Origin of the sequence: Sphingomonas sp., from assembly GCF_031361285.1 — a bacterium.
Classification (GTDB): Bacteria; Pseudomonadota; Alphaproteobacteria; order Sphingomonadales; family Sphingomonadaceae; genus Sphingomicrobium.
On sequence record NZ_JANMCO010000013.1, the window covers coordinates 1 to 24,203 of the forward strand.

Sequence of the window (24,203 nt, forward strand, 5' to 3'; positions counted from 1 at the left end):
GAAGCACAAGGTCGCCTGCGGCAGCGTTTCCGCCACAAGTCTCACTTCGCCCAAGGACGCGACGTCGTAATGAGTCACCCCCTCGGCCCACAGCAGCTCGAGCAGCGCCGGCGACGGGTTGGCCTTGACCGCATAGAGCGAACGACCCGGGAACTTCTCGACGAAGTAACGGGCGGCCCTGCGGGCAGCATGCGGACGAAGCAGAGTGACCGGTTGAACCGGCCGCAACTTCGCAATCTCGCCGGCATTGGCAATGCCGGTGGACGGGGCTTTCGCTAGCCCCAGCGCGCGATTTGGGTTGTGCAACTCAAGGGACCTCCAACTGGTAGTTCGAGAAAAGCTGCCTTGCGGTTGGAAGTCCCATGGGGCAGCGAGGGAGGCGATATATGGGGGGGTGCCCCCGGTTGCAACAGTTTTTCGCAAGCCGAGGTGGCGCCGCCGCCACGCCTGTCGCAGGCGCGCAACGGTTCAGCGAAACCGGTTGAACATCAGCACTCTATGTCGCTGAGGCACGATGTGGAGTTAGCCGGTGGCAACTCTTGCGTCGTCACCGTCGTGGAGCGCCGGGCTGGCGCGCTCGACCGCCTTGGTAAGTCCATCGAGCTCGGCGGCGACTGTCCGTAATTCGTCCGCAAGCGCCTTTGGATCGCTCTTGCCGATCCCCGCAGCGGTATCGATCAGCCTTTCGAGCAACAGCGTGATGCACGGCAGGATCGTCTCCTCGATCCGCTCGAATGCCTCGTCGAGGAAGACTTGGGAATTCGGCTCGCGCATAAGCGGATTATCTGCGAACCGGGTTAACCGTTGGTTGAGGGGCACGAAAGAATGCGGGCAATCGGCGAAGCGGGCATGGCGATGGCAATGATCGCTGCATTCCTGCTGTTCGGCGTGGGCGTGCGATGGGCGTTGCGCAGTGATCCAATGACCCGCCAGCGCGGCCTGCTGATGATCGGTGCGGCGCTGGTCCTGGTCGCGAACGTCCTCATCTGGACGCTGTGACGCCCTAGCGCTTGAGATCCTTCTCCAGCCGCATGTCGAGGTAATTGTCGACGCTGCCCATCAGCTGCGGCATTTCGTTGGCGAAGAAGTGGTTCGCGCCGGGGATGGTGTCGTGGTGGATGGTGATGTGGCGCTGGGTACGCAGCTTGTCGACCAGCTTCTGGACCGCGATCGGGGTGACGACCTCATCGGCCTCGCCCTGAACGATGATGCCCGACGAGGGGCAAGGCGCGAGGAAGCTGAAGTCGTACATGTTGGCCGGCGGGGCGATCGAGATGAAGCCCTTGATCTCGGGGCGGCGCATGAGCAGCTGCATCCCGATCCACGCGCCGAAGCTGATCCCCGCAATCCAGGTCGTCTGCGCTTCGGGATGGATCGACTGGACCCAGTCGAGCGCCGACGCGGCGTCGGACAGTTCGCCGATGCCATTGTCGAAGATGCCCTGGCTTTTGCCGACCCCGCGGAAGTTGAATCGCAATGTCGCGAACCCGCGGCGAACGAATGTCTGATACAGCAATTGCACGATCTTGTTGTTCATCGTGCCGTTGGCATTGGGATGTGGATGCAGGATCATCGCCACCGGTGCGCGGGGGCGCAGGCCAGGATGGAAACGGCCTTCGAGGCGGCCTTCGGGGCCAGGGAAAATCACTTCGGGCATGGGAAAAAGGTGCTCGCGTACATAGGGTGCGTCGCCCACGGGTGCACCGCGGCGGCTGGTCCTCTATAGGGAGCGCGCTTCAACTGGCAATCGGCAGGAAACCTTCAATTTTGACCGCGCCCGACCGCATCTACCTCGACCATGCCGCAACCACGCCGGTGCTTGCCGACGCGCAAGTTGCGATCGGGCAAGCGCTTGGGGTGTGGGCCAACCCGAGCTCGCCGCATGCCGACGGCCGCGCCGCGCGGGCCGCGCTGGAGGAGGCGCGGGCTGCCGTCGCCAAAGCGCTGGGGTGGCGGCATGACGTCATCCTGACGTCCGGGGCGAGCGAGGCCATTGCGATCGTCGCGGCGCGGGCGAAAGTCGGACGCCGGCTGGTTGGCGCCACCGAACATGATGCCGTGGTTGCGGCGATGGGCGCGGATGCCGAGGTCCTGGCCGTCGACCGGCACGGAGCGATCGACCTCGCCGCACTGGAGCAGGCGCTGGCCGGTGAGCCGGCGCTGATCGCGGTCCAGCTGGTCAACAATGAGACGGGCGTCGTCCAGCCAATCGCGGAGATCGCGGCCTTGGTTCGCGCGGCGGGATCGCTGCTGCTGGCCGATTGCGCGCAAGGCGCGGGCAAAGTTCCGCTGCCTGAGGCTGATTTCATCGCCGTGTCGGCGCACAAGCTGGGCGGCCCGCCCGGGATGGGCGCGTTGCTGGTGCGCGATATCGCGACGCTTAGCCCCAGCGGCGGCCAAGAAAAGGGTTATCGCCGCGGGACCGAGAATTTGCCCGCCGCCGCCGGTTTTGCCGCTGCACTGCAGTCACGCGCCTTCGTCGAAGCGATGCCGGGGCTGGCCGAGCTTCGCGGTAAGCTCGAAGAGGCGATTGTTGCCGGCGGCGGAAGTGCGGTGGCCGCGGCCAGTGAACGGATTGCGACCATCGGTGCGTACGCCATGCCGGGCGTGTCGAGCGCCAGCCAGCTCATTCAGTTCGACCTGGCCGGCATTGCCATTTCGGCGGGCAGCGCCTGCTCTTCTGGGAGTATGAAGACCAGCCGCGTGCTCGAGGCGATGGGAATTGCGCCGGACGTTGCAGGATCGGTGGTCCGGGTCAGCTTCGGACCACAGACCAGCGCCGATGACGTCGAGCGCTTCCTCGCCGAGTGGCAGCGGATTGCGGACCGAGCGGGCGCCCGGGCCGCATGATCTACCTCGATTATCAGGCGACCACGCCGGTCGCGCCCGAAGTGGTGCAGGCGACGCGGCCGTGGGCCGAGAATCATTTCGCCAACCCGCACTCGCCATCGCGCTGGGGCCGTGAGGCGGCGGCGGCGATTGAGGTGGCGCGGGACCGGGTGGAGAATGCCATCTGCCTGCCGGGCGGATCCGTTGCCTTCACCGGCAGTGCGACGGAAGCGATCAACTGGGCGCTCAAGGGCACGATCGAGCGTGCGAAGGGCCGCAACCGCATCGTCACCATCGCCACCGAGCACGCGGCGGTGCTTGACAGCTGCGAATGGCTTGAAGCGCAGGGCTGCGACATCATTCGCTTGCCGGTCGCGCCGGACGGGTTGGTCGACCTCGGCGACGTCAAGGCCGCGCTCGATGAGCGGGTAGGAATCGTCGCGGCGATGCTGGTCAACAATGAAATCGGGGTGATCCAGCCGGTCGCCGAGATCGCCGAGGCCGCGCACGAGGTCGGCGCCTTCATGCTGTGCGATGCGGTGCAGGGGCTGGGGCGCGTGACAATTCCGCTAGGTCCGGACCTGATCGCGGTGTCGGCGCACAAAATCCACGGCCCCAAAGCGATCGGCGCGCTGTGGATGCGTCAGGGTGCGGAGCCGGCGCCATTGATTCACGGCGGTGGGCAGGAGCAGGGGCTGCGTTCCGGGACGCTGTCGCCGGCGCTGTGTGTGGGCTTCGGCATGGCGGCAAAGTTGGCGGCGGAACGTGGTCGACAGGACCATGATCATATCGAGCTACTGTGGCAGGCCGCGATGGCCGCTTTGGGCCCCGACTGGATCGTCAACGGCAGCAGCGACCAACGCTATCATGGCAATTTCAACCTCCGCCGCGAGGGTCTCGACGCGGCGCGGCTGATCTCCGACCTGCGCGATATTGCCTTCTCGCTGGGCTCGGCGTGCGCCAGCGGGTCGGGGCGTCCCAGCCACGTGCTTCGCGCGCTGGGCTTGTCGGATACGCAAGCGCGCTCCTCGATCCGCCTCGGTTTCGGGCGCTATACGACCGAGGACGAGCTGGTCGACGCCGTCACCCGGATCGACGCCGCCGCTCGCGCCCAGCAGGACATCGCGGCGTGACGCTGGTGCGGTTTCACAAGGCCGACGGGACGCTCGACAAGGAAGTCGAGGCCAAGGCCGGACAGCGCCTCCTCGACGTCGCCTGGGCCGCGTCGCAGCCCCTCGAAGGGGCATGCGAAGGGGTGATGGCCTGTTCGACGTGCCATGTGATTGTCGAGGCCGAGGATTTCGCCAAGCTGCCGCCCGCCAGCGACGAGGAAGAGGATCTGCTCGATATCGCCGCCCACGTGACGCGGACGTCGCGCCTGGCGTGCCAGATCATGCTGACCAAGGAGCTCGAATCGCTCAGCGTGCGGATGCCGCCCGGGTCGCGCAACTGGATGGGGCGATAGACGCCATCTTGAGAAACACGCCAGCATCCATCATATGCGCGGCGGGAGTCGGGCGGACGAAGTTGTCGCCAACCTGGTCAGATCCGGAAGGAAGCAGCCACAACGATTTCGCTTCGGGTCGTTCCGGCTCCCACCTTTCCAGCATCTCGTCATTGCGAAGAGCGCAGCGACACGGCAATCCAGACTAGATTGCTTCGCTAAGCTCGCAATGACGGCAGGGACCCCCTAAACCGACTGCAATGATCGAAGACGAATCGCCCGGCCTCGGCCTCGACTTGCCAGAAGCGCCTGCCCAGCCGTTGAAGGCCGCGCCGTATCGCGTGCTCGCCCGCAAATATCGGCCGCAGACCTTCCACGAGCTGATCGGTCAGGACGCAATGGTGACGACACTCGGCAATGCGATCGCGCGCGACCGGATCGCCCACGCCTTCCTGCTGACCGGGGTGCGCGGGGTCGGCAAGACCTCGACCGCGCGGCTGGTCGCCAAAGCCTTGAACTGCATCGGCGCGGACGGGCAGGGCGGCCCGACCATCGAGCCATGCGGGGTGTGTGAGCATTGCGTGGCGATCACGGACGGGCGGCACATCGACGTGATCGAGATGGACGCCGCGTCGCACACCGGGGTCGACGATGTCCGCGAGATCATCGAGGCGGTCCGCTACGCCTCGGTCAGCGCCCGCTACAAAATCTACATCATCGACGAAGTTCACATGCTTTCCAAGAGTGCTTTCAATGCGTTGTTGAAGACACTTGAGGAACCGCCGGAACATGTGAAGTTCCTGTTCGCGACCACCGAAGTGGCCAAGGTGCCGGTGACGGTGCTGTCGCGCACCCAGCGTTTCGACTTGCGGCGCATTCCGGCCGACAAACTGATCGAACATTTCGCCGAAATCGCCCGGCTTGAAGATGTCCAGGCCGAACCTGAAGCGCTGGCGATGATCGCGCGGGCGGCGGAGGGCTCGGCCCGCGACGGCCTGTCGATCCTCGACCAGGCGATCGCGCTCGGCAGCGGCAATGTCACCGCCGAACAGGTGCGCGACATGCTCGGCCTGGCCGATCGCGGACGGATCCGCCGGTTGCTCCAGCAGGTGCTGTCGGGGGATGCATCGGCCGCACTCACCGAGCTCGACGAATTCTACGCGCTCGGCACCGATGCGGCGTCGTTGCTGCGCGGGCTGATGGAAGAATTGCATTCGGCGACGCGGGTCAAGGCGGGGGCGGGCGTCACCGCGCTCCAGTCGACCGAGCAGCGACAGTCGGCCGAAGAATTGGCCGGCAAGCTGTCATGGGCCGATATCCACCGCCTGTGGCAAATGCTGCTGAAGGGTTTGAGCGACGTCCAGATCGCGCCCGATCCGCAAGAAGCGGCGACCATGGCACTTTTGCGGTTGATCCACGCCGCCGATTTGCCCGATCCGGCGGCGGTGTTGACGCGGCTGTCGGGGGAGGCGGTGCGAGGCGCGTTGCCAGCGCCGACAAGACCATCACCGGATTCGCCGTCGGCCAAGATTCCACCGGATTTCGCTGGCCTGGTCGCCTTGCTCGACGAGCATGGCAAGCGGGTGATTGCCCAGCAATTGCACGACCAGATCGGCCTGGTTCGCTACGCCCCGCCCGAATTGGCCTTGAAGCCGCTGAAACCGCTGGGCGCCGACTGGACCCGCGAGCTCGATGCGGCGTTGAAGGGCATCACCGGCACCCGCTGGCAAATTGCGATCTCTGACGAGACCGCGCAGCCGTCATTGCTCGAGCAGGAGAAAATGGCCGAGGAGCGGGTGCGGGCGGACGTGCTGGCGGAACCGAATGTCCGCGCGGTGCTTGAAGCATTTCCGGACGCATCGCTCGAATCGTTCGAACCGTCCGATACTCTCGATTTGAAAGGCACCTGACATGCCCAGTCTCGAAGAAATCATGCAAATGGCCCAAGACGTCCAGACCCAGATGCAGGCGGCGCAGGAAAATCTCGACAAGATCGAGGTCGAAGGGATTTCGGGCGGCGGGCTGGTCAAGATCCGCGCCACCGCCAAGGGCCGGATTATTGGCGTCGACCTCGACGACAGCCTGCTGCAGCCGTCGGAAAAGGCGATGCTCGAAGATCTGATCGCCGCCGCCCTGAACGACGCCAAAGCCAAGGCGGACGCGGCCGCGGCACCAGAAATCGAGAAAATGACCAGCGGCATTCCGATGCCGCCGGGCTTCAAACTGCCCTTCTAGACGATCCGACGGCCCCGTTGCCGTCCGCTTGCAATTGAACAAAAAATAAACAATCCTGTCCTTGCTCGGACCTAACCCATTTGCGGGCCTGTGGGGGTTACGAGCATGATCAACAGCAACATCATTTTCGCCGCGATAGTCGCGTCGCAGCACCTCGCTGCAGCGCCGCCCACGAGTCCGGCTTGCAGCACGGCACACCTCAATCCGGCTACGCTTGAGAATATTGCGGTGTTGGAAATCCCGAACGATCATTCAGATCCTGGGACAAAATCGCTACAGCGGTCCGACGTGGGTACTCAGGCGATCGTTGCTCTTCCAAGTGGCGGGGAGGTGCTGGGCTATACTCGCCTGCGAATTGTTTACACGTCTTGCGGGGGCCCCCAGCTTCGTCGGTATTCCGAGGAATCGCGGACTCCGATCGAGCGGTTTTTCGTCGGCAAGATCGACAATCATGTCTTGAAATTCGACGCAGTGATCGAACCGATCGGTGTAAAGGCCAGCAGCAAGCTCTATTCGATGCTTCGAAACAGCAAGAAGGACGGCCAGACCTGGACGACAGCCATTCGAAACAACGATTTCTTGCTGCCATATTTTCGGGTCGACCGAAGCAGCGTCCTCAATTTTAGTGCCAACTTCCAAAGCGAAGGCGCGAGCGAGTTCAATATCGGCAGCGCGATCCTCGACATCGTCGATCGGGGCTCGAAGTTCATCACGCCCAGCACGCTGTTGATTACCGATGCCAACAAGGCGCGTTTCAACGATGCGGCCAGTTTTGTCGACGATAGCTTGTCCAAGCTCTTTTACAAGAAGGTGGATGAGACCGCGCGACAAGGCATCCCGATCTTGCCGAGCGACCAGGAAAAAACTCTGGCACGAATTGTCCTGATCGCCCCCAACCCTATTAAAACCTATATCACGGCGCAGGTGCCGGGGCGAATAATTGGACAGTGGGAAGTTAAGGCCGATCCGCTGACCAAGAGCCTGTTTGCGCCAGTCATCGGCGACGTCGCGGATGTGAGCAAGCTCGATCCGGCTACCGTCCTCAATCTCAAGATCGACGATGAAGTCGTGCTGCGCGACCGCCTGGCGAGCTCCGAAGCCATCGACAAGGCTGCAAAACTGATGGCGAAAGCATCGACGGAACAAGTGGGAGAACCGGCAACCAGCTTCTGCCGACTGGTCGCGGCGGAAGCAGCCAAGGTCGGCCTAGCGCCGCATGACATGGCAATTGCTGCCTGGGCCTACCTTGCCGATCAAGCCATGGAGCGGGCCAAACAGAAAGCGGCAAATTCGGCCTGTGACGTGGTACGATACTTTCCGACGACCGAATAACAGCCGCAACGGAAGTTGAGCGTAAACGGCGCGCCTAGACCCAGGCGCCGCCTTCCCCTAAAGGCGCGGGCCATTCCCCTACTGCAAGGATACCCGCGACCCGATGGCCGCCCAATACAGCTTTGTGATGAAGGGTCTGTCGAAGACCTTCCCGGGCGCGCCCAAGCCCGTGCTCAACAATATCGACCTGCAATTTTACCTCGATGCCAAGATCGGCATCGTCGGGCCCAACGGATCAGGCAAGTCGACGCTGATGAAAATCATGGCCGGTCGCGACAAGGAATTCACCGGCGAGGCATGGCCAGGCGAGCATATCACCGTCGGTTATCTCGAGCAGGAACCGCAGCTCGATGCCTCCAAGACGGTCAAGGAGAACGTCATGGACGGGGTGCGCCCGGTCGCCGACATGATGGAGCGTTTCAATGCGATTTCGGCGCAAATGGCCGACCCGGGCGACGATTTCGACGCGCTGATGGCTGAGATGGGCGAGCTTCAGGAGAAAATCGACGCGGTCGATGGCTGGACCCTCGACAACCAGCTCGAGATCGCGATGGACGCGCTGCGCTGCCCGCCGGGTGACGCGAGCGTCGACAATCTCTCGGGCGGCGAGAAGCGCCGGGTCGCGCTGACCCGGCTACTGCTCGAAAAGCCCGACATCCTGCTGCTCGACGAGCCGACCAACCATTTGGACGCCGAAAGCGTACAATGGCTCGAAAAGCACCTCGTCGATTATGCCGGCAACGTCATCCTCGTCACCCACGACCGCTACTTCCTCGACAATGTCGTCAACTGGGTGCTCGAGCTCGATCGCGGCCGCTATTACACCTACGAAGCCAATTACTCGGGCTACCTCGAGAAGAAGGCCAAGCGCCTCCAGCAGGAAGAGCGCGAGGATGCGGGCAAGCAAAAAGCGATCAACGACGAGCTCGAATGGATCCGCCGCTCACCCAAGGCGCGCCAGGCCAAGTCCAAGGCCCGCATCAAGGCGTTCGACGAACTGGTCGCAGCGCAGGAGAATCGCACCCCGGGCAAGGCGCAGATTCTGATCCAGCTGCCCGAGCGATTGGGCGCCAACGTCATCGACCTCGATGGCGTCAGCAAGGCCTATGGCGATAAATTGCTGTTCGAGGATTTGAGCTTTTCGCTGCCGCCGGGCGGGATCGTCGGCGTGATCGGCCCCAACGGCGCCGGCAAGACCACCTTGTTCCGGCTGATCCGCGGCGACGAACAGCCCGACTCCGGCGAGATCAAGATCGGCCCGACGGTGCATTTGGGTTTCGTCGACCAGAGCCGCGACGCGCTCAAGGCCAGCAACAATGTCTGGGAAGAGATTTCCGACGGCTCCGACGTGTTCCGCTTCGGCAAACACGAGATCGGCACGCGGGCTTATGTCGGCGCGTTCAACTTCAAGGGTACCGACCAGCAAAAGAAGGTCGGCCAGCTGTCGGGCGGCGAGCGCAACCGCGTCCATCTCGCCAAGATGCTCAAGGAGGGCGGCAACGTCCTGCTGCTCGACGAGCCGACCAACGATTTGGACGTCGAGACCCTGCGCGCGCTCGAAGAAGCCTTGGAGAATTTCGCCGGCTGCGCGGTGATCATCAGCCACGACCGCTTCTTCCTCGACCGCCTGGCAACCCACATATTGGCGTTCGAAGGCGACAGCCACGTCGAATGGTTCGAAGGCAATTTCGAAGCTTATGAAGAAGATAAGCGGCGCCGCATGGGACCGGAAGCCGACCGCCCGCACCGAATGACGTACAAGAAGCTGACGCGGTAGAGCTGCTAGCAGCTAGCGAGTGGTATTTGCATTGCGCTTAAAATTGGCACTGGACTTCGGACCGATTTCACTTCGATGCGATGCGACCACGGGAGGTGGAAGGAATGCGCAGACTGATCGTGATTGCCGTTGCCATGGTGATGAGCGCGTCGCTGGCGGACGCCCGGTCGCTGTCTGCGTCCGACAAAGCGGCAATCGGCAAGCTACCACAGCGGCTCACGCACGGCTGGCTTCGCAACGATCGCAATCAGGTGATGGGCATTTTCGCTCCGGAAGCGACGTTTATCCCGCACGACGGCGTACGTCCGCGCCGAGGGTGGACAGCGATGCAGCAATTCTGGTTTCCGGCCAAAGGCACAGCCGGGACAGTGACGGCCTTCACGATGACCGCCGACGGCGTTTCCGGCGATGATCATCACGCCATCGTCTGGGGAAAATCCGACCTTCATTGGCAGGACCAAAAGACGGCGTATCACTGGCCAGGCTATTATCTGATGGCGGCCAGGCGCAGTCATGGGAAATGGCTCGTCACCCATCTGATGTCGAGCGACGAACAGCCAACGAGTCAGGCCGTCAAAAACCCATGATCACCGTCACCGGACCCGTCTGGCTGTGGAGCGAGGGGAAGGGGCATTGGCATTTCCTCACTGTCCCGCCCGAGGAAGCGATTGAAATCAAAGCCCACAGTTTCGGCACTCGCCGCGGCTTTGGCTCGGCGCGGGTCGAGGCGACGATCAACCCTTCGACAGGCTCAGGACAGGCGGTGACCTGGCGGACCTCGGTGTTTCCGCAGAAATCGGGCGGCTACATCCTGCCGATCAAGGCCGCCGTGCGCGCCCAGGCCGGTATCGCCGCCGGCGACGAGGTCATCTGTTCGCTGGAATTGCTCTAGTCGCCGAGGTCGGCGGCGGTCTTGGCGAACGCATCCGCCATGGCTGACAGCACGCCGCAGATCTGGCGGTCGTAGGTGGCGTCGGCGAGGCGGCGGCAGCGGCGGGCTTGGTCGGCTAGCACGTCGGCCTGTTCGGCACTGACATCGACCAGCATGTTGATTGTGCCGGTCAGATTGCCGGCGTCATCGAACAACGGCGTCGGGTAGGGGGTGAAGGCGCGGCGACTGCCGTCGGGACGCATGGCGATCGCCACCGCGCCGCGTACTTCGCGCTTTTCACGGATGGCCTGGGCCATCGGGCATTGATTGTGGGGCAGACGCTCGCCGCCGGTAGTGTAGATTTTCCAGGTAACGCACCAGCGGTCTTGTCCGAGCTGCGGCTCGCGGCCGGCGAATTCTGCGCAGGCGCGGTTCCAGTAAGTGACGGCGCCGTTGGCATCGACGGTATAGATCGGCACCGGCAGCTGATCGAGCTGCGCGTGATACCCCTTCCCGGACGCGAGCGCGTCGATCGCGGTTTCGAGATATTGCTCGGCCTTGTGATGCACTTGCGAGGTCAAAGAACAACGGTTTCCATTGGTGAATGGCAGGTGAACCCGCAGAGGCGGCGACCGTTCCTTGCCTTGATCAAAAAATGATGACGCTGTGTCGGCAAGACAACAGTTGAGCGGAGATTGGCGCTGACGTTAGCGCAAACGCTTGACCAGCAAGCCGCCTTCTTCGCCGCCCTTGACCTCAAAATTGGGCACGGCCCGGATGAGGTCGGACAAGCGGGTGTAGCCATAGTTGCGGGCGGCGAAGCTCGACACCGCCTTGGCGCGCTGGCCCAGCTCCGAGAGCGACGCATAGCCGTCCTCATCGCGTTTCGAGGCCTTGAACGCCGCGCCCAGCACCTGCAGCAATTCGCTGTCCACCGGTCGGCGGCCCTTGGCCATCGCCGGCTGCTCGAGCGCTTCCTGCTCGTCCATGGCCAACGCCGCGACGTCGAAGAAACGCGTGCAGGCCTGGCGGAAGGGGAGCGGGGTCTTGGCCGTGCCGAAGCCGTAAACTGGTTGCCCTTCCTCGCGGATCCGCTGGGCGAGCGGCAGGAAGTCGCTGTCGCTCGACATGATCCCAAAGCCGTCGACATTGCCGCGGTAAAGCAGGTCCATGGCGTCGATGATCAGCCGCATGTCGGTCGCGCCCTTGCCCTTGGCGACGTCGAACTGCTGCATCGGAATGATGGAATGCAGGCCGGTGAGCTTTTCCCAGCCCTTGAGGCTGGTCTTGGCCCAATTGCCGTAGGCGCGGCGGACGTTGATCGTACCGAGCTCGCTCAAGACCAGGAGCACTTCGTCGAGATGGCTGGCCGACGCATTGTCGGCATCGATCAGCAGAGCGATGTTTTTTTCCGCGTCGCCGTTGCGGTCTTTCATGGCGCGAATCCCCGTCTTTGCGTCTGTCTAGCGCAGTGTCGCGGAATCACCACACCTTGGCGCACATCGCTCCAGACACCGGCACTACGAATGATCGATGCGGGAACGAAACCCCTTCTCAAGCACTTTAGAAAAATCACAGGGTGCGAGTTTCGGAAGGACAGACAGATGAGAAAATATCTTGGAATTACAGCAGCCCTTGCCGCGAGTGTCGCGGTGACCGGCTGCGCCACGACCAATCCTTATGGCTACAACAACAACGGCTACAACGATCCGTATTACAACAACGGATATAATAACACCGGTTCGACCCAGGCTGGACGCGTCGCCACCGGCGCGGTCGGTGGGGCGATTGCCGGTGGCGTCGCCGGCGCGATCATTCCCGGCGTTAGCGTTGGCCAAGGCGCGATTGCCGGCGCCATCCTCGGCGGCGTGCTCGGCGCGGTCGTCAAGGGCCGCCAATATTACCGCGATACCCGCGGCTATTGCTATTATGTCGACCAGTATGGCCGGCCGATCTACGACTATAACACGCGCTGCTAGTTCGTTGAACTGACTGCGAAATTGCTAGACGAGGCGGAATTCACCTGCCGCCTCGTCGAGCAGGTACAGGCGGCCTTCCGATATCGAGAAGTGCCCGCCGTGCAGGGCCAGGCGGCCCGCGGCCTCGCGTTCGATGACCCACGGAAACGTGCGCAGATTGGCCAGCGACACTTTCACTGCCTCGCGCTCCATCGCCAGGAACGCCGCGTCGTCGAGGCTGGCATGACTTGAACGGATGTTCGCCGCCGCTTCTTTCAACATATCCACCCAAGCGGCGATGAAATGCCCTTCGCCATGGTCGGCGTCGTCGAACTGCCCGGTCAGCGCCGCCGCGCAACCGCCGCAGGAGCCGTGGCCCAAGACGAACACTTCGTCGACTTCGAGCTGGGTGACGGCGAATTCGAGCGCTGCCGACACGCCGTGATAGCCGTGGCTGGTCTCGAACGGCGGCGCGAGGTTGGCGACATTGCGGACGACGAACATCTGGCCCGGCCGGGCGTCGAAGATCTGGGTCGGATCGGTCCGGCTATCGGAACAAGCGATGACCATGACCTTGGGGCTCTGGCCTTCGGCCAGTTCGGACCAGCGTTCGCGTTCGCGCTCCCAGCCGACGGCGCGAAACCGTCGATACCCTTCGATCATCTCTTCAAGCTGAATCATGCGCTGCCGCTAGCGGCAAGCGGGGAGGGGTGGCAAGCACCGCCGCCAATCGCTATCTGGCCGTCATGACCGAGCCCGCCTTTCAAACCCGCCAGCGCAAGCCCGACTGGATCAGAGTGAAAGCGCCGACCAGCCCCGGCTATCACGAGACGCGCAAACTGATGCGCTCGCTGGGCCTGGTGACGGTGTGCGAGGAAGCCGCCTGCCCGAACATCGGCGAGTGCTGGACCAAGAAGCACGCAACCGTGATGATCCTGGGCGACACCTGCACCCGCGCCTGCGCCTTTTGCAATGTGAAGACCGGGATGCCGCGGGCGGTCGACCCGCTGGAGCCCGAACATGTCGCGGTTGCCGCGGCCGAGCTTGGCCTCGAGCATATCGTCGTCACCTCGGTCGACCGCGACGATTTGGCCGACGGTGGCGCGTCGCAATTCGTCAAGGTGATCGAAGCGCTACGCCGCAATGCGCCCAACACGACGATCGAGATTCTGACGCCCGATTTCCGCAACAAAGGCGAAGCGCCGGTCGCGGCGATCATCGAAGCGGGCCCCGACGTCTTCAACCACAATCTGGAAACGGTGCCGCGGCTCTATCCGACGATCCGCCCCGGCGCGCGATATTATGCCTCGCTGCGCCTGCTCGAAAGTGTCAAGCGCATGGCGCCAACCTTGTTCACCAAATCGGGCCTGATGGTCGGCCTTGGCGAACAACGCCTCGAAGTTCACCAGGTGATGGACGATATGCGCTCGGCGGGCATCGATTTCCTCACCATGGGGCAATATCTCCAACCGACCCCGCGTCATGCCAAGGTCGAGGAATTCATCACGCCGCAGGCGTTCGAGGTTTATGCGGCGATTGCCCGGGCCAAGGGCTTCCTGCTGGTCGCGGCGTCGCCGCTGACCCGCTCAAGCTATCACGCCGGCGACGATTTCCGCGCAATGCAGGTCGCCCGGGCGGCGAAGCTGGAGCAAGCGAAGGCCTGATGCCGCGCCATAGCGAGACCCGGCATCTCCCCTACACGCCCGAACAGCTCTTCGACATGGTCGCCGATGTCGCTCGCTATGACGAATTTTTGCCGTGGGTGGTGGCGGTGCGGGTCCGCTCATCGAGCAAGACCGAGACCATTGCCGATCTGGTCGTCGGCTTCAACGCCTTCAAGGAGCGCTTCACCAGCCGCGTCACCAAGCAGCGCCCGACGCACATCTGCGTCGATTATATTGAAGGTCCTCTCAAATATCTGAAGAATGAATGGCGTTTCGAGGCTGCGCCGGGCGGCGGCACTGACGTCCATTTCTCGGTCGATTTCGCGTTTCGCTCGCGGATCTTCGAGGCGCTTGCCGGGCAGATGTTCGACCGGGCCTTGCGGCGGATGATCGGAGCCTTCGAACAGCGCGCCGCCGCGCTTTACGGCATCAGCAATTCGAGCGCACAGAGCGCCGCCTGAAGGCGCACGCCCGAGCGGTCCATTTTCTCAAACAATTTCTCGTCGGCGACGATCTGGGCCGGGTTGGCATCGCTTTCGGCGCGGGCGAAGACCACGGTGCCGACCGGTTTCGATGGCGTTCCCCCATCGGGCCCGGCGATGCCGGTGATGGCCACGGCAACGTCAGCTTCCGACGCCAGCAGGGCGCCGCGCGCCATCGCCCAGGCGACCGCGACGCTGACCGCGCCAAACGTGTCGACGAGGTCTTCGCTGACCTTCAACTGGCCGATCTTGGCGGCGTTCGAATAGGTCACGAACCCGGCTTCGAACACTTCGGATGAGCCCGGGATCTCGGTGATCGCGGCGGCGACCAGGCCGCCGGTGCAGCTCTCGGCGACGGCGATCCGGCGACCGGCCTGGCGGTTGGCTTCGACGACCTCACGCGCTTTGTCGACCAGCGCCTTGGGCAATAGGCTGTTGGTCATGCGTGTCCCTGCATTCGAATGCTTGCCACCGCCTGGGCGGCAATGCCTTCGCGGCGGCCGGTGAAGCCCAGGCCTTCGGTCGTAGTCGCCTTGATATTCACGTCGATGTCTTTCAGCCCGAGGATCACCGCGATCCGCGCTCGCATGGCTGAACGATGTGGTCCGATTTTCGGCTCCTCGCAAATGATCGTGCAGTCGACATGGTCGATCATCCCGCCCGAGGATCGAATCAATTCAGCGGCATAAGCGAGAAAACGGTCCGACGCGGCGCCTTGCCATTGCGGGTCGGTGGGCGGGAAATACTCGCCAATATCGCCCAGTGCCGCGGCGCCGAGCAGCGCGTCGGTGATGGCGTGGAGCACGACGTCAGCATCGCTGTGGCCCGACAGGCCGCGCGAATGGGGCACGGCGATGCCGCCGAGCATTACCGGTCCGTCGCCGGCAAAACCGTGGACGTCGAAGCCTAGTCCGGTTCGCGATACCAGCCGCGCGGCCAGCATCGCTTCGGCGCGGTCCCAGTCGGCCGGCGTGGTCAGCTTTTCGAGCAGGGGATCGCCGGTGACGGCGGCGACGCTCAGGCCGGCGGCGCGAGCGACGCTGGTTTCGTCGGTCGGGGCCTCGCCCGTCCACCGGTCGTAAGCGCTGCGCAGGCCATCGGCGCAGAATGCCTGGGGAGTCTGGACGCGAACCGCGCCGGCGCGGTCAATCGGGTCGCCGAGCAGCTCACCGGCGCGCGCCAGCGTGTCGCCGATCGGCAGGACGGGGGCGGCGCCATCATGGCTGCCGAGCGCATCGAGCAACCGATCAATCACTTGCGGCGGACAGAAGGGGCGGGCGGCGTCGTGGACCAGCACGTTCGCACTTGCGGTTGCAGCCAGGCCGGCGCGGACCGAATCCGCGCGCTGCTTGCCGCCGAGCACCAGCTGGCCGACGTCCAGGCCCTGCAGCACCTGCCTCGCCTGGGACTCATGGAGTTCGCTGATCACCACCCGCACCGCGTCAATGCATGGGTGATTGGCAAACGCTTCGACCGCCCGGCGCAGCACCGGCTTGCCGCCCAACAAGCGGTATTGCTTGGGCACGCCGCTGCCCATGCGCTCCCCGCTGCCGGCGGCGACGATCAGTGCAGTGACGCTCATTGGCCGCGCCTTGCTCCCCAATCGGCGCTCCTGTAAAGCCGCGCCTTCCCATGAACCTGGTCCAGCCCATCACCGTCGGTCCCGTCCGCATCGACGCGCCAGTCATCCTGGCGCCGATGACCGGCGTCACCGATTTGCCGTTTCGGCGCATCGTCAAGCGCTATGGCGCCGGCCTGACGGTCAGCGAGATGATCGCCAGCCAGGCGATGATCCGCGAAACCCGCCAGTCGCTGCAAAAGTCGTTGTGGGATCCATCGGAAGAACCAGTATCGCTCCAGCTGGCCGGTTGCGCGCCGTTTGAAATGGCCGAAGCCGCCAAATTGAACGAGCAGCGCGGTGCGGCGATCATCGACATCAACATGGGCTGCCCGGTAAAAAAGGTGGTCAATGGCGACGCGGGATCGGCGTTGATGCGCGATTTGCCGCTGGCCGCCGCGATCATCGACGCGACGGTGGAGGCGGTGAAAGTGCCGGTGACGCTGAAGATGCGCACTGGCTGGGACCACAATAGCCTGAATGCGCCCGAGCTGGCGCGCATCGCCGAGGATCTCGGGGTCAAGATGATTACGGTCCACGGCCGCACCCGTTGTCAGATGTACAAGGACAGCGCCGACTGGAGCTTCGTCGCCCGGGTCAAGGCGGCGGTGTCGGTGCCGGTGATCGTCAACGGCGACATCTGCTCGATCGCCGACGCCAGGGAAGCGTTGGCGCAATCGGGCGCCGACGGGGTGATGATCGGGCGCGGCGCTTATGGCCGGCCGTGGCTGCTCGGCCAGATGATCCCAGCGTTGCGCGATGGCGGGTCGCGCCCCGATCCAAGCCTTGACGAGCAGCTGGATACGATGCTCGAGCAATATGAGGCGATGCTCGAGCTTTACGGCCGGATGACCGGCGTCAACCTCGCCCGCAAGCACATCGGCTGGTACACCAAGGGCCTGCCGGGCTCGGCCGAGTTCCGCAACCGGGTCAACACCCAGGACGATCCCGGCGTGGTGGTGGCGATGTTGCGCGAATTTTATTCACCGTGGCTGGCGCGCTCGGCGGCTTGAGGGATAAAAAAGCGCGCCTTGCGCACAGAGTGTGTTTTTCATGCAACGCGACCGTGCTAGGGCCACAGTGATGGATGCACGGGCCGGCACGACGGCGCTCAACTCAACGGCGAACTGGCTGGCGCGGGAGCGGGCGAGCGGCCGATTCTATACCTATGCAGCCTACTCCGCCGGCGCCCTGCTGGTGGTCATCGCCGCTTTCAGCGGGTTGGTGCTAAGTCGCGGCGCCGCGCCCGGAACCCTGCTGTCGCCGCCGCTGATCGCCCTGCTGCTAATCGCCAACCTCATTCCCGCCATCGTCCTGATGGTTCTATTTTCGCGCAAAGTGGCCATGGACCGCGCCGCCGCCGGAGGGCTGGGCAGTGGCCGCTTGCACACTCGGCTGGTTGCGCTGTTCTCGGTGGTCGCCGCGGTGCCCACTGTCATGGTGGTGATATTCGCGTCACTACTCTTTCAAAATGGAATGGAGTTTTGGTTCTCGGACAAGGCCAAGACAGTCCTCGTGCAAGCCCAAAGCACCGCCCGTATCTATGAAGAAGAGCATCGTTCGCGACTTCAGGCCGATCTGGAAGCGATGGGTGCCGACATAGTTACGGTAATCAACCGATCCGGAATGAACTCCGCCGACTTTCAGACGCAGCTCGTATTCCAGGTGGCGGCGCGGCAAATGCGCGAATCAGCAATCCTGACCGTCAACAAGGGCGGATGGAACACGCAGGCGGCGATCAATTATGACGACCGGCCGCTCTTGCAGCGGTTCACGCCTGCCGAAGCCGCCAAGCTGAAGGCTGGGAAGGCCAAGATCAAGATTGAGGTTCCGGATCGGGTTGAAGGCCTGGTTCGGTTGGATCCGATAGCCCCGATATATTTATATGGAGCGCGCGAAATCAATGCTGAGGCGGTTCGCTCGCTGCGACGAACAAGCGAGGCGGCAAGCAGTTACAAGCGAACGCTCGATCGATCTCGATCGCTCCAATTGCGGTTCAATGCGGCGCTGCTGTTCGGCGCCTTGGTCATTGTCGGCCTGGCGATTTTCACCGCCTTGAAGCTCGCCGACCGGCTGGTGCGCCCGGTCGGGCAATTGGTCGCCGCGGCGGGCCGGATCGAGGAGGGGGACTTTTCGACCCGCGTCCCGGTTGCCAACACCGAAGACGAGATTCAAACGCTGGCGACGGCGTTCAACCGAATGACCGGCCGGCTGGACGAGCAGACGGGGGCGTTGAAAGCCGCCAATACACAGCTGGAAACCCGGCGGGCGTTCATTGAAGCAGTACTGTCGAGCGTGACCGCGGGCGTCATCGCGCTCGATGCCAAGAACCGGATTTTGCTGATCAACCGTTCGGCCGAAGCGCTCCTGCCGCAAGGCCGCGAGGAGCTCGAAGGCAAGGCCTTGTCCAAAGTCTCCGCCGACCTCGACGAATTCATCCACGGCGACCAGCCCGAGGCCGATGTGCAGATCAGCGTCGGGGCGAGCCATCGGACCCTGGCGGTCAAGCGGGTGCGCTACCAGGACGGCGCGGTGTTGACCTTTGACGACATCACCGACCAGTTGACCGACCAGCGCCGCGCCGCCTGGTCGGATATCGCCCGGCGGATCGCCCACGAGATCAAGAACCCGCTGACCCCGATCCAGCTCGCCGCCGAGCGTCTGCAGCGGCGGTTTGGGGCGGAAATCCAGTCCGATCCCAAGATTTTCGAGCAATTGACCGGGACCATCGTCCGCCAGGTTGGCGATTTGCGCCGCATGGTCGACGAATTTTCCAACTTCGCGCGCATGCCCAAGCCAGTGTTTCGCGAGGAAAATGTGCACGAAATCGCCCAGCAGGCGTTGTTCCTGCACGAGGTAGCGCATCCCAAGATCACCTTCGCGCTCGATCCGCTGGAGGGTGATTACCCGATGGTGTGCGACCGCCGCCAGCTTTCCCAGGCACTTACGAATGTCGTGAAGAACGCGGTAGAAGCCATTGAAACGAGACGAAACTGTGGCGAACACAGCCTGGCTGGCGATCGCGTCGACTTGCGCGTGCGAAGGGATGACGATCAGCTCGTTATCGACGTCTTCGATACCGGGATCGGCCTGCCGGAAGACCGCGAGCGGCTGACCGAACCCTATATGACGACGCGGGTGCGGGGCACCGGCCTCGGCCTGGCGATCGTCAACAAGAGTGGCGAGGAGCATATGGGCGAAATCGCCTTCCTCGACCGCAAGGGGGGTGGGACGCACGTCCGCATTGCCTTCGACGCCGACCGGTTGGCCAAGCTCGCATCGGAAACGAGCCCAGATAGCGGCGAAAATCCCGACAATGACGACACTGAGGAAATGACCTGATGGCGCTTGAAGTACTGGTCGTCGACGACGAAGCCGATATTCGCGATCTGGTCAGCGGCGTGCTGGAGGACGAGGGCTATGCGGTCCGCACTGCCGCCGACAGCACCGCCGCGCTGGACGCGATCGACGACCGCCGTCCGTCAATGGTCTTGCTCGACGTCTGGCTGCAGGGCTCGCGGCTCGACGGGCTGCAGTTGCTGCAGGAAATCAAGCGACGCGACGCCAGCATTCCGGTGCTGGTCATTTCGGGCCATGGCAACCTCGACACTGCCGTCGCCGCGGTGCGCGAAGGGGCGATCGACTTCATCGAGAAGCCGTTCGAAGCCGAGCGACTGGTCTATCTGGTCGACCGCGCCACCGAGACGGACGCGCTGCGGCGTGAGAATGCGACGCTGCGCAAGCAGTTCGGCCAGGACGAGCAATTGAACGGCGCCTCGGTGGCGATCAACACCGTGCGGGCAACATTGAAACGGGTGGCGCCGACCGGCAGCCGGGTGCTGATCACCGGTCCCGGCGGGGTCGGCAAGGAAATCGCCGCGCGAATGATCCACCAGTGGAGCCCGCGCGCCAAGGCGCCGTTCATCGTCCTGTCGGCGGCGATGATGAGCCCGGACCGGGTCGAAGAGGAATTGTTCGGCTCTGAAGTCGATGGCGTCGCCCGGCCGGGATTGCTCGAGCAGGCGCATGGCGGGACCATCTTCCTCGACGAAATCGCCGATATGCCGCTGACCACCCAGGGCAAGATATTGCGCGTGCTGACCGACCAAAGCTATCACCGGGTCGGCGGGCAACGGCCGGTCAAGGTCGACGTGCGGGTGCTGTCGGCGACGTCGCGCACCTTGTCCGAGGAAATTGCCGCCGGCCGTTTTCGCGAGGACCTCTATTACCGCTTGAACGTCGTCCCGGTGAAGCTCCCCGCCTTGCGCGAACGTCGCGAGGACATCCCCGAGCTGGTCAGCCATTTCCTCGCGCGCTTTGCCGCCGAGCGCCGGATCCCGACGCCGTCGCTGTCCGACGAGGCGATGGCGGCGCTCCAGGCGCACGACTGGCCGGGCAATGTCCGCCAGCTCCGCAACATCATCGAGCGGACGATCATCCTCGCGCCGGGCGACCGGGTCGGGTGCATCGAAGTCGATCTGTTGCCGGGCGAGGTCCTGGAAAGCCAGACTTCGACCGGCGTCACCAGCTCGACCATGACCATCATGGGCAGTCCGCTGCGCGAGGCCCGTGAATCGTTCGAGCGGGAATATCTGAAGATTCAGATCCGCCGCTTTTCGGGCAACATCTCGCGGACCGCGTCGTTCATCGGCATGGAACGCTCGGCGCTGCATCGCAAATTGAAGGCGCTGGGTATCGGCGACAAGCGCGACGGGGAAGAATAGGAGCGCGAAGCATGGCCGAGAAACCCCTCAGCCTGCAGGATCATTTCCTCAACAGCCTCCGGCGATCCAAATCCTCGGTGACCATCTTCCTGGTCAAGGGGGTCAAGCTGCAAGGCGTGGTGACCTGGTTCGACTCTTTTTCCCTGCTGCTGCGCCGCGATGGCGGGTCGCAGCTGGTCTACAAGCATTCGATTTCAACCATCATGCCGGGGGCCATGCCGGCGGATTTTGTCGCCACCCAGAAGAACGGACAGGGTGGCAATGGCGGCCGGGCGGCGCTGCAGGACCTGTTCCTGGTCGCGGCCGCGCGCCAGACCGAGGCGATGACCGTGTTCCTGATCAACGGCGTGATGCTCCAGGGCGCGGTCGCCGGATACGATCAATTTTCGCTGCTGCTCGAGCGTAGCGGGCAAGTCCAATTGGTCTATAAGCACGCGATCTCGACCCTGCAGCCGGCGCATCCGCTCGATCTGGGGCCCGACAAGAGCGAGCCCGTTGTAGTGCCGCCAGCGGAGAGCGAAGCTGAGTAAATTCGACGCCAATGCAACGCTCGACGTCGCTCGCGGCGAGCGCGCGGTGCTCATCGTTCCGGAGTTTACGGGCCGCGACCGCAAAGGTGCGGGGGCGCGCCGGTCGGTGGAAGCACAGCTGGACGAGGCGCAGGGTCTCGCCGAAGCGATCGGGGTCAAGGTCGCGGCGCGGCGCGCCTACCGCTTGCGCGCGATCCGCCCGGCAAGTTTGCTCGGCAAAGGGCAAATCGAAGAGATTGCCGAGATCGTGCGCGAGCACAGCGCCGGGCTGCTGATCGTCGATGCGGCGCTGACCCCGGTCCAGCAAAAAACCCTGGAAGAAGAAGCGAAGACCAAGGTGATCGACCGCACCGGGCTGATCCTCGAGATTTTCGGCGAGCGGGCGGCGAGCGCGGAAGGGCGGCTGCAAGTCGAACTCGCCCACCTCGATTACCAGGCCGGGCGACTGGTGCGCAGCTGGACCCATCTCGAGCGACAGCGCGGCGGCTTCGGCTTCCTCGGCGGCCCCGGCGAAACCCAGATCGAGGCGGACAGGCGGCTGATCCGCGACCGCATGGCCAAGATCAAGCGCGAGCTCGAGCAGGTCAAGCGCACCCGCTCCCTGCATCGCGACCGGCGCCAGCGCGCGCCGTGGCCGGTGGTCGCGCTGGTTGGCTACACCAATGCCGGAAAATCGACGCTGTTCAATCGCTTGACCGGCGAAGCCGTGTTCGCGGAGAATTTGCTATTCGCGACGCTGGACCCGACCATGCGCGAAATCCGCATCCCGGGGTTCGACAAGGCTATCCTGTCGGACACGGTCGGCTTCGTTTCCGACCTGCCGATCGAACTGGTAGCGGCGTTCCGGGCGACGCTGGAGGAAGTCGCATCGGCCGATCTGCTGATCCACGTCCGCGACATGGCCCACTCCGATCATGACGCGCAGCGCGAGGATGTCGATGACGTGCTGGCCGCGCTGGGCTTGGGGGAAGGGGGGCCGCCACGGATCGAGGCGTGGAACAAGGTCGATTTGCTGGCCGGCGATGACCGCACTGCGCTGCTCAACGAGGCGGCGCGGCGCGACGATGTCGTGCCGATCTCGGCGTTGACCGGCCTTGGGCTCGGCGAGCTCCAGAAACGCATCGGCGAGCGGCTGACGCAGGATGATCAACTGATCGAAATCAGCGTGCCGGCAAGCGACGGCAGCAAGATCGCCTGGTTGCATGCCCGCGGCGAGGTGCTCGACCAGCGGGTCAGCGACGACGCCATCCATCTGATGGTGCGGCTGTCGCGCGATAATTGGGCGCGTTTTCAGGCCTTGAAGTCCGCTTGATCCTGTTTGGCGCGGACCCACAGCGCCTCCATTGCGTCCAACGACAAGTCGCTGAACCTGGGCGCGGTCTCGATTACCCTAAAGCGCGCTTCGAACTTTCGATTAGCTTTGCGCAGAGCTTCTTCGGCATCAATGTTCAGATGCCGTGCGAGGTTGACGAGGGCGAACAGCAGATCGCCTAGCTCCTCTTGCTGGGCGTCCGGTGCGTCTTCCGCGTCGAGCTCGGCCAGTTCCTCGGCGATCTTGGCCCGCGGTCCATCGGCATCGGGCCAGTCGAAACCCGTCCGCGCCGCGCGCCGCTGCAGCTTTTGCGCGCGTTCCAACGCCGGTAGCGCCAGTGCAACGCCGGCTAGAGCACTGTTGTCGGGCGATTTCTGGCGTTCGGCGGCCTTGAGCGTCTCCCAGCCGGGACTCTCGGTTGCGTCGCCGAACAGATGCGGGTGGCGGCGTTCTAGCTTGCCGCAAATTCCGTCGAGCACTCGGCCAAGGTCGAAATGTCCGGCTTCCTCAGCCATTTGCGCGTGGAACACGACCTGGAGCTGCAGATCGCCAAGCTCGTCGGCAAGGCTATCCATGTCGTTGCGGGCAATCGCGTCCGCGACCTCATAGGCTTCTTCAATGGTGTAAGGGGCGATGGTCGCGAAAGTCTGCACGCGGTCCCATTCGCAGCCGCTCACCGGGTCGCGCAGCCGGCGCATGATGGCGACGAGGCGGTCGAGGCTCATCGAGTGTTTCCGGCCGCAATTCCGACTGCGGGGGGCCTTCTCGACCTATCATCCAATAGTCTGATAATATGTATTATGTAAAGTGATGGAGCAATTCGCACAGGCATCAGGGCACCAGCACCAGCCAACGCCCCTCAACCCCCCAGCGATCAAGCGACGACAGGAAATTCATCCCCAGCACGTTCAAATCGTCGTCGGCGACATGGACGGCGAAGTCCCGGCGCGCGATGGTGCCGATCTGGAGGCTGTCGGCGCGGCCGCTCGACACCTTGATGATCCCGTTGCCGGTGCGCACCATTTGGTCGGGCGTCGGGCTGACCTCGATGCCAATGCGGCCGGCGGTGTCGTGGCCGATGGTGGTCATGGTCGCACCGCTGTCGACGAGGAATTTGACCCGCTGGCCGTTGACGCGTCCGTCGACCCAAAAATGGCCGTCGATCGCCATCGGAATGCGGATCTGGCGTCCCTGCTGGACCGGTTCGCGGGTCGCTTCGGCCCGCAGCCGCTGGGCGACCCAGCCGAAATCGTCGCGAAAGGTGAACAAGACAAAGCCGGCGGCGAAGATCGCCACCCAGGCCAGCGCCATGGTGAACAGCTTGGCCGCGGGCTCGCGCCGCGCCATCAGCGAGCCCAGCACCAGCATTGCCGCCATCAATAAATAGACGCCGCCGAGCATCAAATCGTTGGTCCTCATGGTAGGTT

27 protein-coding genes, 1 other RNA gene and 1 pseudogene are annotated in these 24,203 nt (G+C 63.8%); 19 read left to right on the top strand and 10 right to left on the bottom strand.

Annotated features, from left to right (window positions below; genetic code table 11):
- Together RMO25_RS00375 and RMO25_RS00380 are read right to left on the bottom strand one after the other, a co-directional pair.
- A pseudogene (locus RMO25_RS00375) lies at positions 1-306 on the bottom strand (type III PLP-dependent enzyme); the annotation flags it as partial.
- 216 nt (positions 307-522) lie between these two features.
- Complete coding sequence (locus RMO25_RS00380) at positions 523-774, bottom strand: hypothetical protein (protein WP_309660619.1); 252 nt, start codon at positions 772-774, stop codon at positions 523-525.
- 51 nt (positions 775-825) lie between these two features.
- Here RMO25_RS00380 and RMO25_RS00385 point away from each other — a divergent pair, with 51 nt between their 5' ends.
- Positions 826-999, top strand: a complete 174-nt coding sequence (locus RMO25_RS00385; protein WP_309660620.1) for a hypothetical protein — start codon at positions 826-828, stop codon at positions 997-999.
- Between the two features lie 4 nt (positions 1,000-1,003).
- On the opposite strand, the gene RMO25_RS00390 is transcribed toward RMO25_RS00385, so the two are convergent.
- The gene (locus RMO25_RS00390) at positions 1,004-1,657 is read right to left on the bottom strand and encodes an alpha/beta hydrolase (protein WP_309660621.1); all 654 of its coding nucleotides are present in this window, start codon (positions 1,655-1,657) and stop codon (positions 1,004-1,006) included.
- Between the two features lie 110 nt (positions 1,658-1,767).
- Between RMO25_RS00390 and RMO25_RS00395 the strand changes: the two genes are divergently transcribed.
- The 10 genes from RMO25_RS00395 to RMO25_RS00440 all read left to right on the top strand — a co-directional run bounded on the left by RMO25_RS00395 (position 1,768) and on the right by RMO25_RS00440 (position 10,509).
- Positions 1,768-2,850 carry a cysteine desulfurase family protein gene (locus tag RMO25_RS00395; protein WP_405051809.1) on the top strand — a complete coding sequence of 361 codons (1,083 nt, stop codon included), beginning with the start codon at positions 1,768-1,770 and terminating at the stop codon, positions 2,848-2,850.
- Positions 2,847-3,962 (top strand): cysteine desulfurase family protein, encoded by a 1,116-nt coding sequence (locus RMO25_RS00400; RefSeq protein ID WP_309660622.1) that lies wholly within the window; start codon positions 2,847-2,849, stop codon positions 3,960-3,962. The genes RMO25_RS00395 and RMO25_RS00400 overlap by 4 nt, the downstream gene beginning before the upstream one ends.
- Complete coding sequence (locus RMO25_RS00405; protein ID WP_309660623.1) at positions 3,959-4,294, top strand: 2Fe-2S iron-sulfur cluster-binding protein; 336 nt, start codon at positions 3,959-3,961, stop codon at positions 4,292-4,294. The genes RMO25_RS00400 and RMO25_RS00405 overlap by 4 nt, the downstream gene beginning before the upstream one ends.
- A 40-nt stretch (positions 4,295-4,334) precedes the next feature.
- An RNA gene (gene ffs, locus RMO25_RS00410) (signal recognition particle sRNA small type) lies at positions 4,335-4,432 on the top strand.
- A 101-nt stretch (positions 4,433-4,533) separates the two neighbouring features.
- Positions 4,534-6,183, top strand: coding sequence for a DNA polymerase III subunit gamma/tau (locus RMO25_RS00415; RefSeq protein ID WP_309660624.1), 1,650 nt, complete (start codon positions 4,534-4,536; stop codon positions 6,181-6,183).
- A 1-nt stretch (position 6,184) separates the two neighbouring features.
- Entirely contained in the window at positions 6,185-6,508 is a 324-nt protein-coding gene (locus RMO25_RS00420) for a YbaB/EbfC family nucleoid-associated protein (RefSeq protein ID WP_309660625.1), read from the top strand.
- 105 nt (positions 6,509-6,613) lie between these two features.
- Positions 6,614-7,840: a hypothetical protein gene (locus RMO25_RS00425; RefSeq protein WP_309660626.1), complete on the top strand. Its 1,227-nt coding sequence runs from the start codon at positions 6,614-6,616 to the stop codon at positions 7,838-7,840.
- A 103-nt stretch (positions 7,841-7,943) separates the two neighbouring features.
- Positions 7,944-9,617: an energy-dependent translational throttle protein EttA gene (ettA, locus tag RMO25_RS00430; RefSeq protein WP_309660627.1), complete on the top strand. Its 1,674-nt coding sequence runs from the start codon at positions 7,944-7,946 to the stop codon at positions 9,615-9,617.
- 104 nt (positions 9,618-9,721) lie between these two features.
- Positions 9,722-10,204 carry a nuclear transport factor 2 family protein gene (locus RMO25_RS00435; RefSeq protein WP_309660628.1) on the top strand — a complete coding sequence of 161 codons (483 nt, stop codon included), beginning with the start codon at positions 9,722-9,724 and terminating at the stop codon, positions 10,202-10,204.
- The gene (locus tag RMO25_RS00440) at positions 10,201-10,509 is read left to right on the top strand and encodes a DUF1905 domain-containing protein (RefSeq protein ID WP_309660629.1); all 309 of its coding nucleotides are present in this window, start codon (positions 10,201-10,203) and stop codon (positions 10,507-10,509) included. The genes RMO25_RS00435 and RMO25_RS00440 overlap by 4 nt, the downstream gene beginning before the upstream one ends.
- On the opposite strand, the gene RMO25_RS00445 is transcribed toward RMO25_RS00440, so the two are convergent.
- On the bottom strand, positions 10,506-11,057 hold the full coding sequence (locus RMO25_RS00445; protein WP_309660630.1) for a PAS domain-containing protein: 552 nt from the start codon (positions 11,055-11,057) through the stop codon (positions 10,506-10,508). The two genes, RMO25_RS00440 and RMO25_RS00445, sit on opposite strands and share 4 nt — an antisense overlap.
- Positions 11,058-11,195: 138 nt before the next feature.
- Positions 11,196-11,924, bottom strand: a complete 729-nt coding sequence (locus RMO25_RS00450) for an NYN domain-containing protein (protein ID WP_309660631.1) — start codon at positions 11,922-11,924, stop codon at positions 11,196-11,198.
- A gap of 168 nt (positions 11,925-12,092) precedes the next feature.
- Here RMO25_RS00450 and RMO25_RS00455 point away from each other — a divergent pair, with 168 nt between their 5' ends.
- The gene (locus RMO25_RS00455) at positions 12,093-12,467 is read left to right on the top strand and encodes a hypothetical protein (RefSeq protein ID WP_309660632.1); all 375 of its coding nucleotides are present in this window, start codon (positions 12,093-12,095) and stop codon (positions 12,465-12,467) included.
- Between the two features lie 24 nt (positions 12,468-12,491).
- Here RMO25_RS00455 and RMO25_RS00460 read toward each other — a convergent pair whose 3' ends face one another.
- Positions 12,492-13,127 carry a carbonic anhydrase gene (locus RMO25_RS00460; protein ID WP_309660633.1) on the bottom strand — a complete coding sequence of 212 codons (636 nt, stop codon included), beginning with the start codon at positions 13,125-13,127 and terminating at the stop codon, positions 12,492-12,494.
- Between the two features lie 65 nt (positions 13,128-13,192).
- Here RMO25_RS00460 and lipA point away from each other — a divergent pair, with 65 nt between their 5' ends.
- Complete coding sequence (lipA, locus tag RMO25_RS00465; protein ID WP_309660794.1) at positions 13,193-14,110, top strand: lipoyl synthase; 918 nt, start codon at positions 13,193-13,195, stop codon at positions 14,108-14,110.
- Entirely contained in the window at positions 14,110-14,571 is a 462-nt protein-coding gene (locus RMO25_RS00470; RefSeq protein WP_309660634.1) for a type II toxin-antitoxin system RatA family toxin, read from the top strand. Before lipA ends, RMO25_RS00470 begins: the two co-directional genes overlap by 1 nt.
- Here the strand turns inward: RMO25_RS00470 and RMO25_RS00475 are convergent.
- Both RMO25_RS00475 and RMO25_RS00480 read right to left on the bottom strand, forming a co-directional pair.
- Positions 14,532-15,035, bottom strand: a complete 504-nt coding sequence (locus tag RMO25_RS00475) for a CinA family protein (RefSeq protein WP_309660635.1) — start codon at positions 15,033-15,035, stop codon at positions 14,532-14,534. The genes RMO25_RS00470 and RMO25_RS00475 overlap by 40 nt on opposite strands.
- Positions 15,032-16,174, bottom strand: a complete 1,143-nt coding sequence (locus RMO25_RS00480; protein ID WP_309660636.1) for a bifunctional 2-C-methyl-D-erythritol 4-phosphate cytidylyltransferase/2-C-methyl-D-erythritol 2,4-cyclodiphosphate synthase — start codon at positions 16,172-16,174, stop codon at positions 15,032-15,034. The genes RMO25_RS00475 and RMO25_RS00480 overlap by 4 nt, the downstream gene beginning before the upstream one ends.
- Positions 16,175-16,224: 50 nt before the next feature.
- Between RMO25_RS00480 and dusB the strand changes: the two genes are divergently transcribed.
- The 5 genes from dusB (at position 16,225) to hflX (ending at position 22,776) form a co-directional block, all read left to right on the top strand.
- Positions 16,225-17,223: a tRNA dihydrouridine synthase DusB gene (gene dusB, locus RMO25_RS00485; RefSeq protein WP_309660637.1), complete on the top strand. Its 999-nt coding sequence runs from the start codon at positions 16,225-16,227 to the stop codon at positions 17,221-17,223.
- A gap of 70 nt (positions 17,224-17,293) precedes the next feature.
- Positions 17,294-19,552 (top strand): ATP-binding protein, encoded by a 2,259-nt coding sequence (locus RMO25_RS00490; RefSeq protein ID WP_309660638.1) that lies wholly within the window; start codon positions 17,294-17,296, stop codon positions 19,550-19,552.
- Entirely contained in the window at positions 19,552-20,934 is a 1,383-nt protein-coding gene (locus RMO25_RS00495) for a sigma-54 dependent transcriptional regulator (RefSeq protein ID WP_309660639.1), read from the top strand. Before RMO25_RS00490 ends, RMO25_RS00495 begins: the two co-directional genes overlap by 1 nt.
- 11 nt (positions 20,935-20,945) lie before the next feature.
- Positions 20,946-21,464: an RNA chaperone Hfq gene (hfq, locus tag RMO25_RS00500; RefSeq protein ID WP_309660640.1), complete on the top strand. Its 519-nt coding sequence runs from the start codon at positions 20,946-20,948 to the stop codon at positions 21,462-21,464.
- A complete protein-coding gene (gene hflX / locus RMO25_RS00505) occupies positions 21,457-22,776 on the top strand; it encodes a GTPase HflX (RefSeq protein WP_309660795.1) in 1,320 nt (439 codons plus the stop codon). Before hfq ends, hflX begins: the two co-directional genes overlap by 8 nt.
- Here hflX and mazG read toward each other — a convergent pair.
- Together mazG and RMO25_RS00515 are read right to left on the bottom strand one after the other, a co-directional pair.
- On the bottom strand, positions 22,755-23,501 hold the full coding sequence (mazG, locus tag RMO25_RS00510; protein WP_309660641.1) for a nucleoside triphosphate pyrophosphohydrolase: 747 nt from the start codon (positions 23,499-23,501) through the stop codon (positions 22,755-22,757). The two genes, hflX and mazG, sit on opposite strands and share 22 nt — an antisense overlap.
- A gap of 106 nt (positions 23,502-23,607) precedes the next feature.
- On the bottom strand, positions 23,608-24,195 hold the full coding sequence (locus RMO25_RS00515) for a TIGR02281 family clan AA aspartic protease (protein ID WP_309660642.1): 588 nt from the start codon (positions 24,193-24,195) through the stop codon (positions 23,608-23,610).
- Between the last annotated feature and the right edge of the window lie 8 nt (positions 24,196-24,203).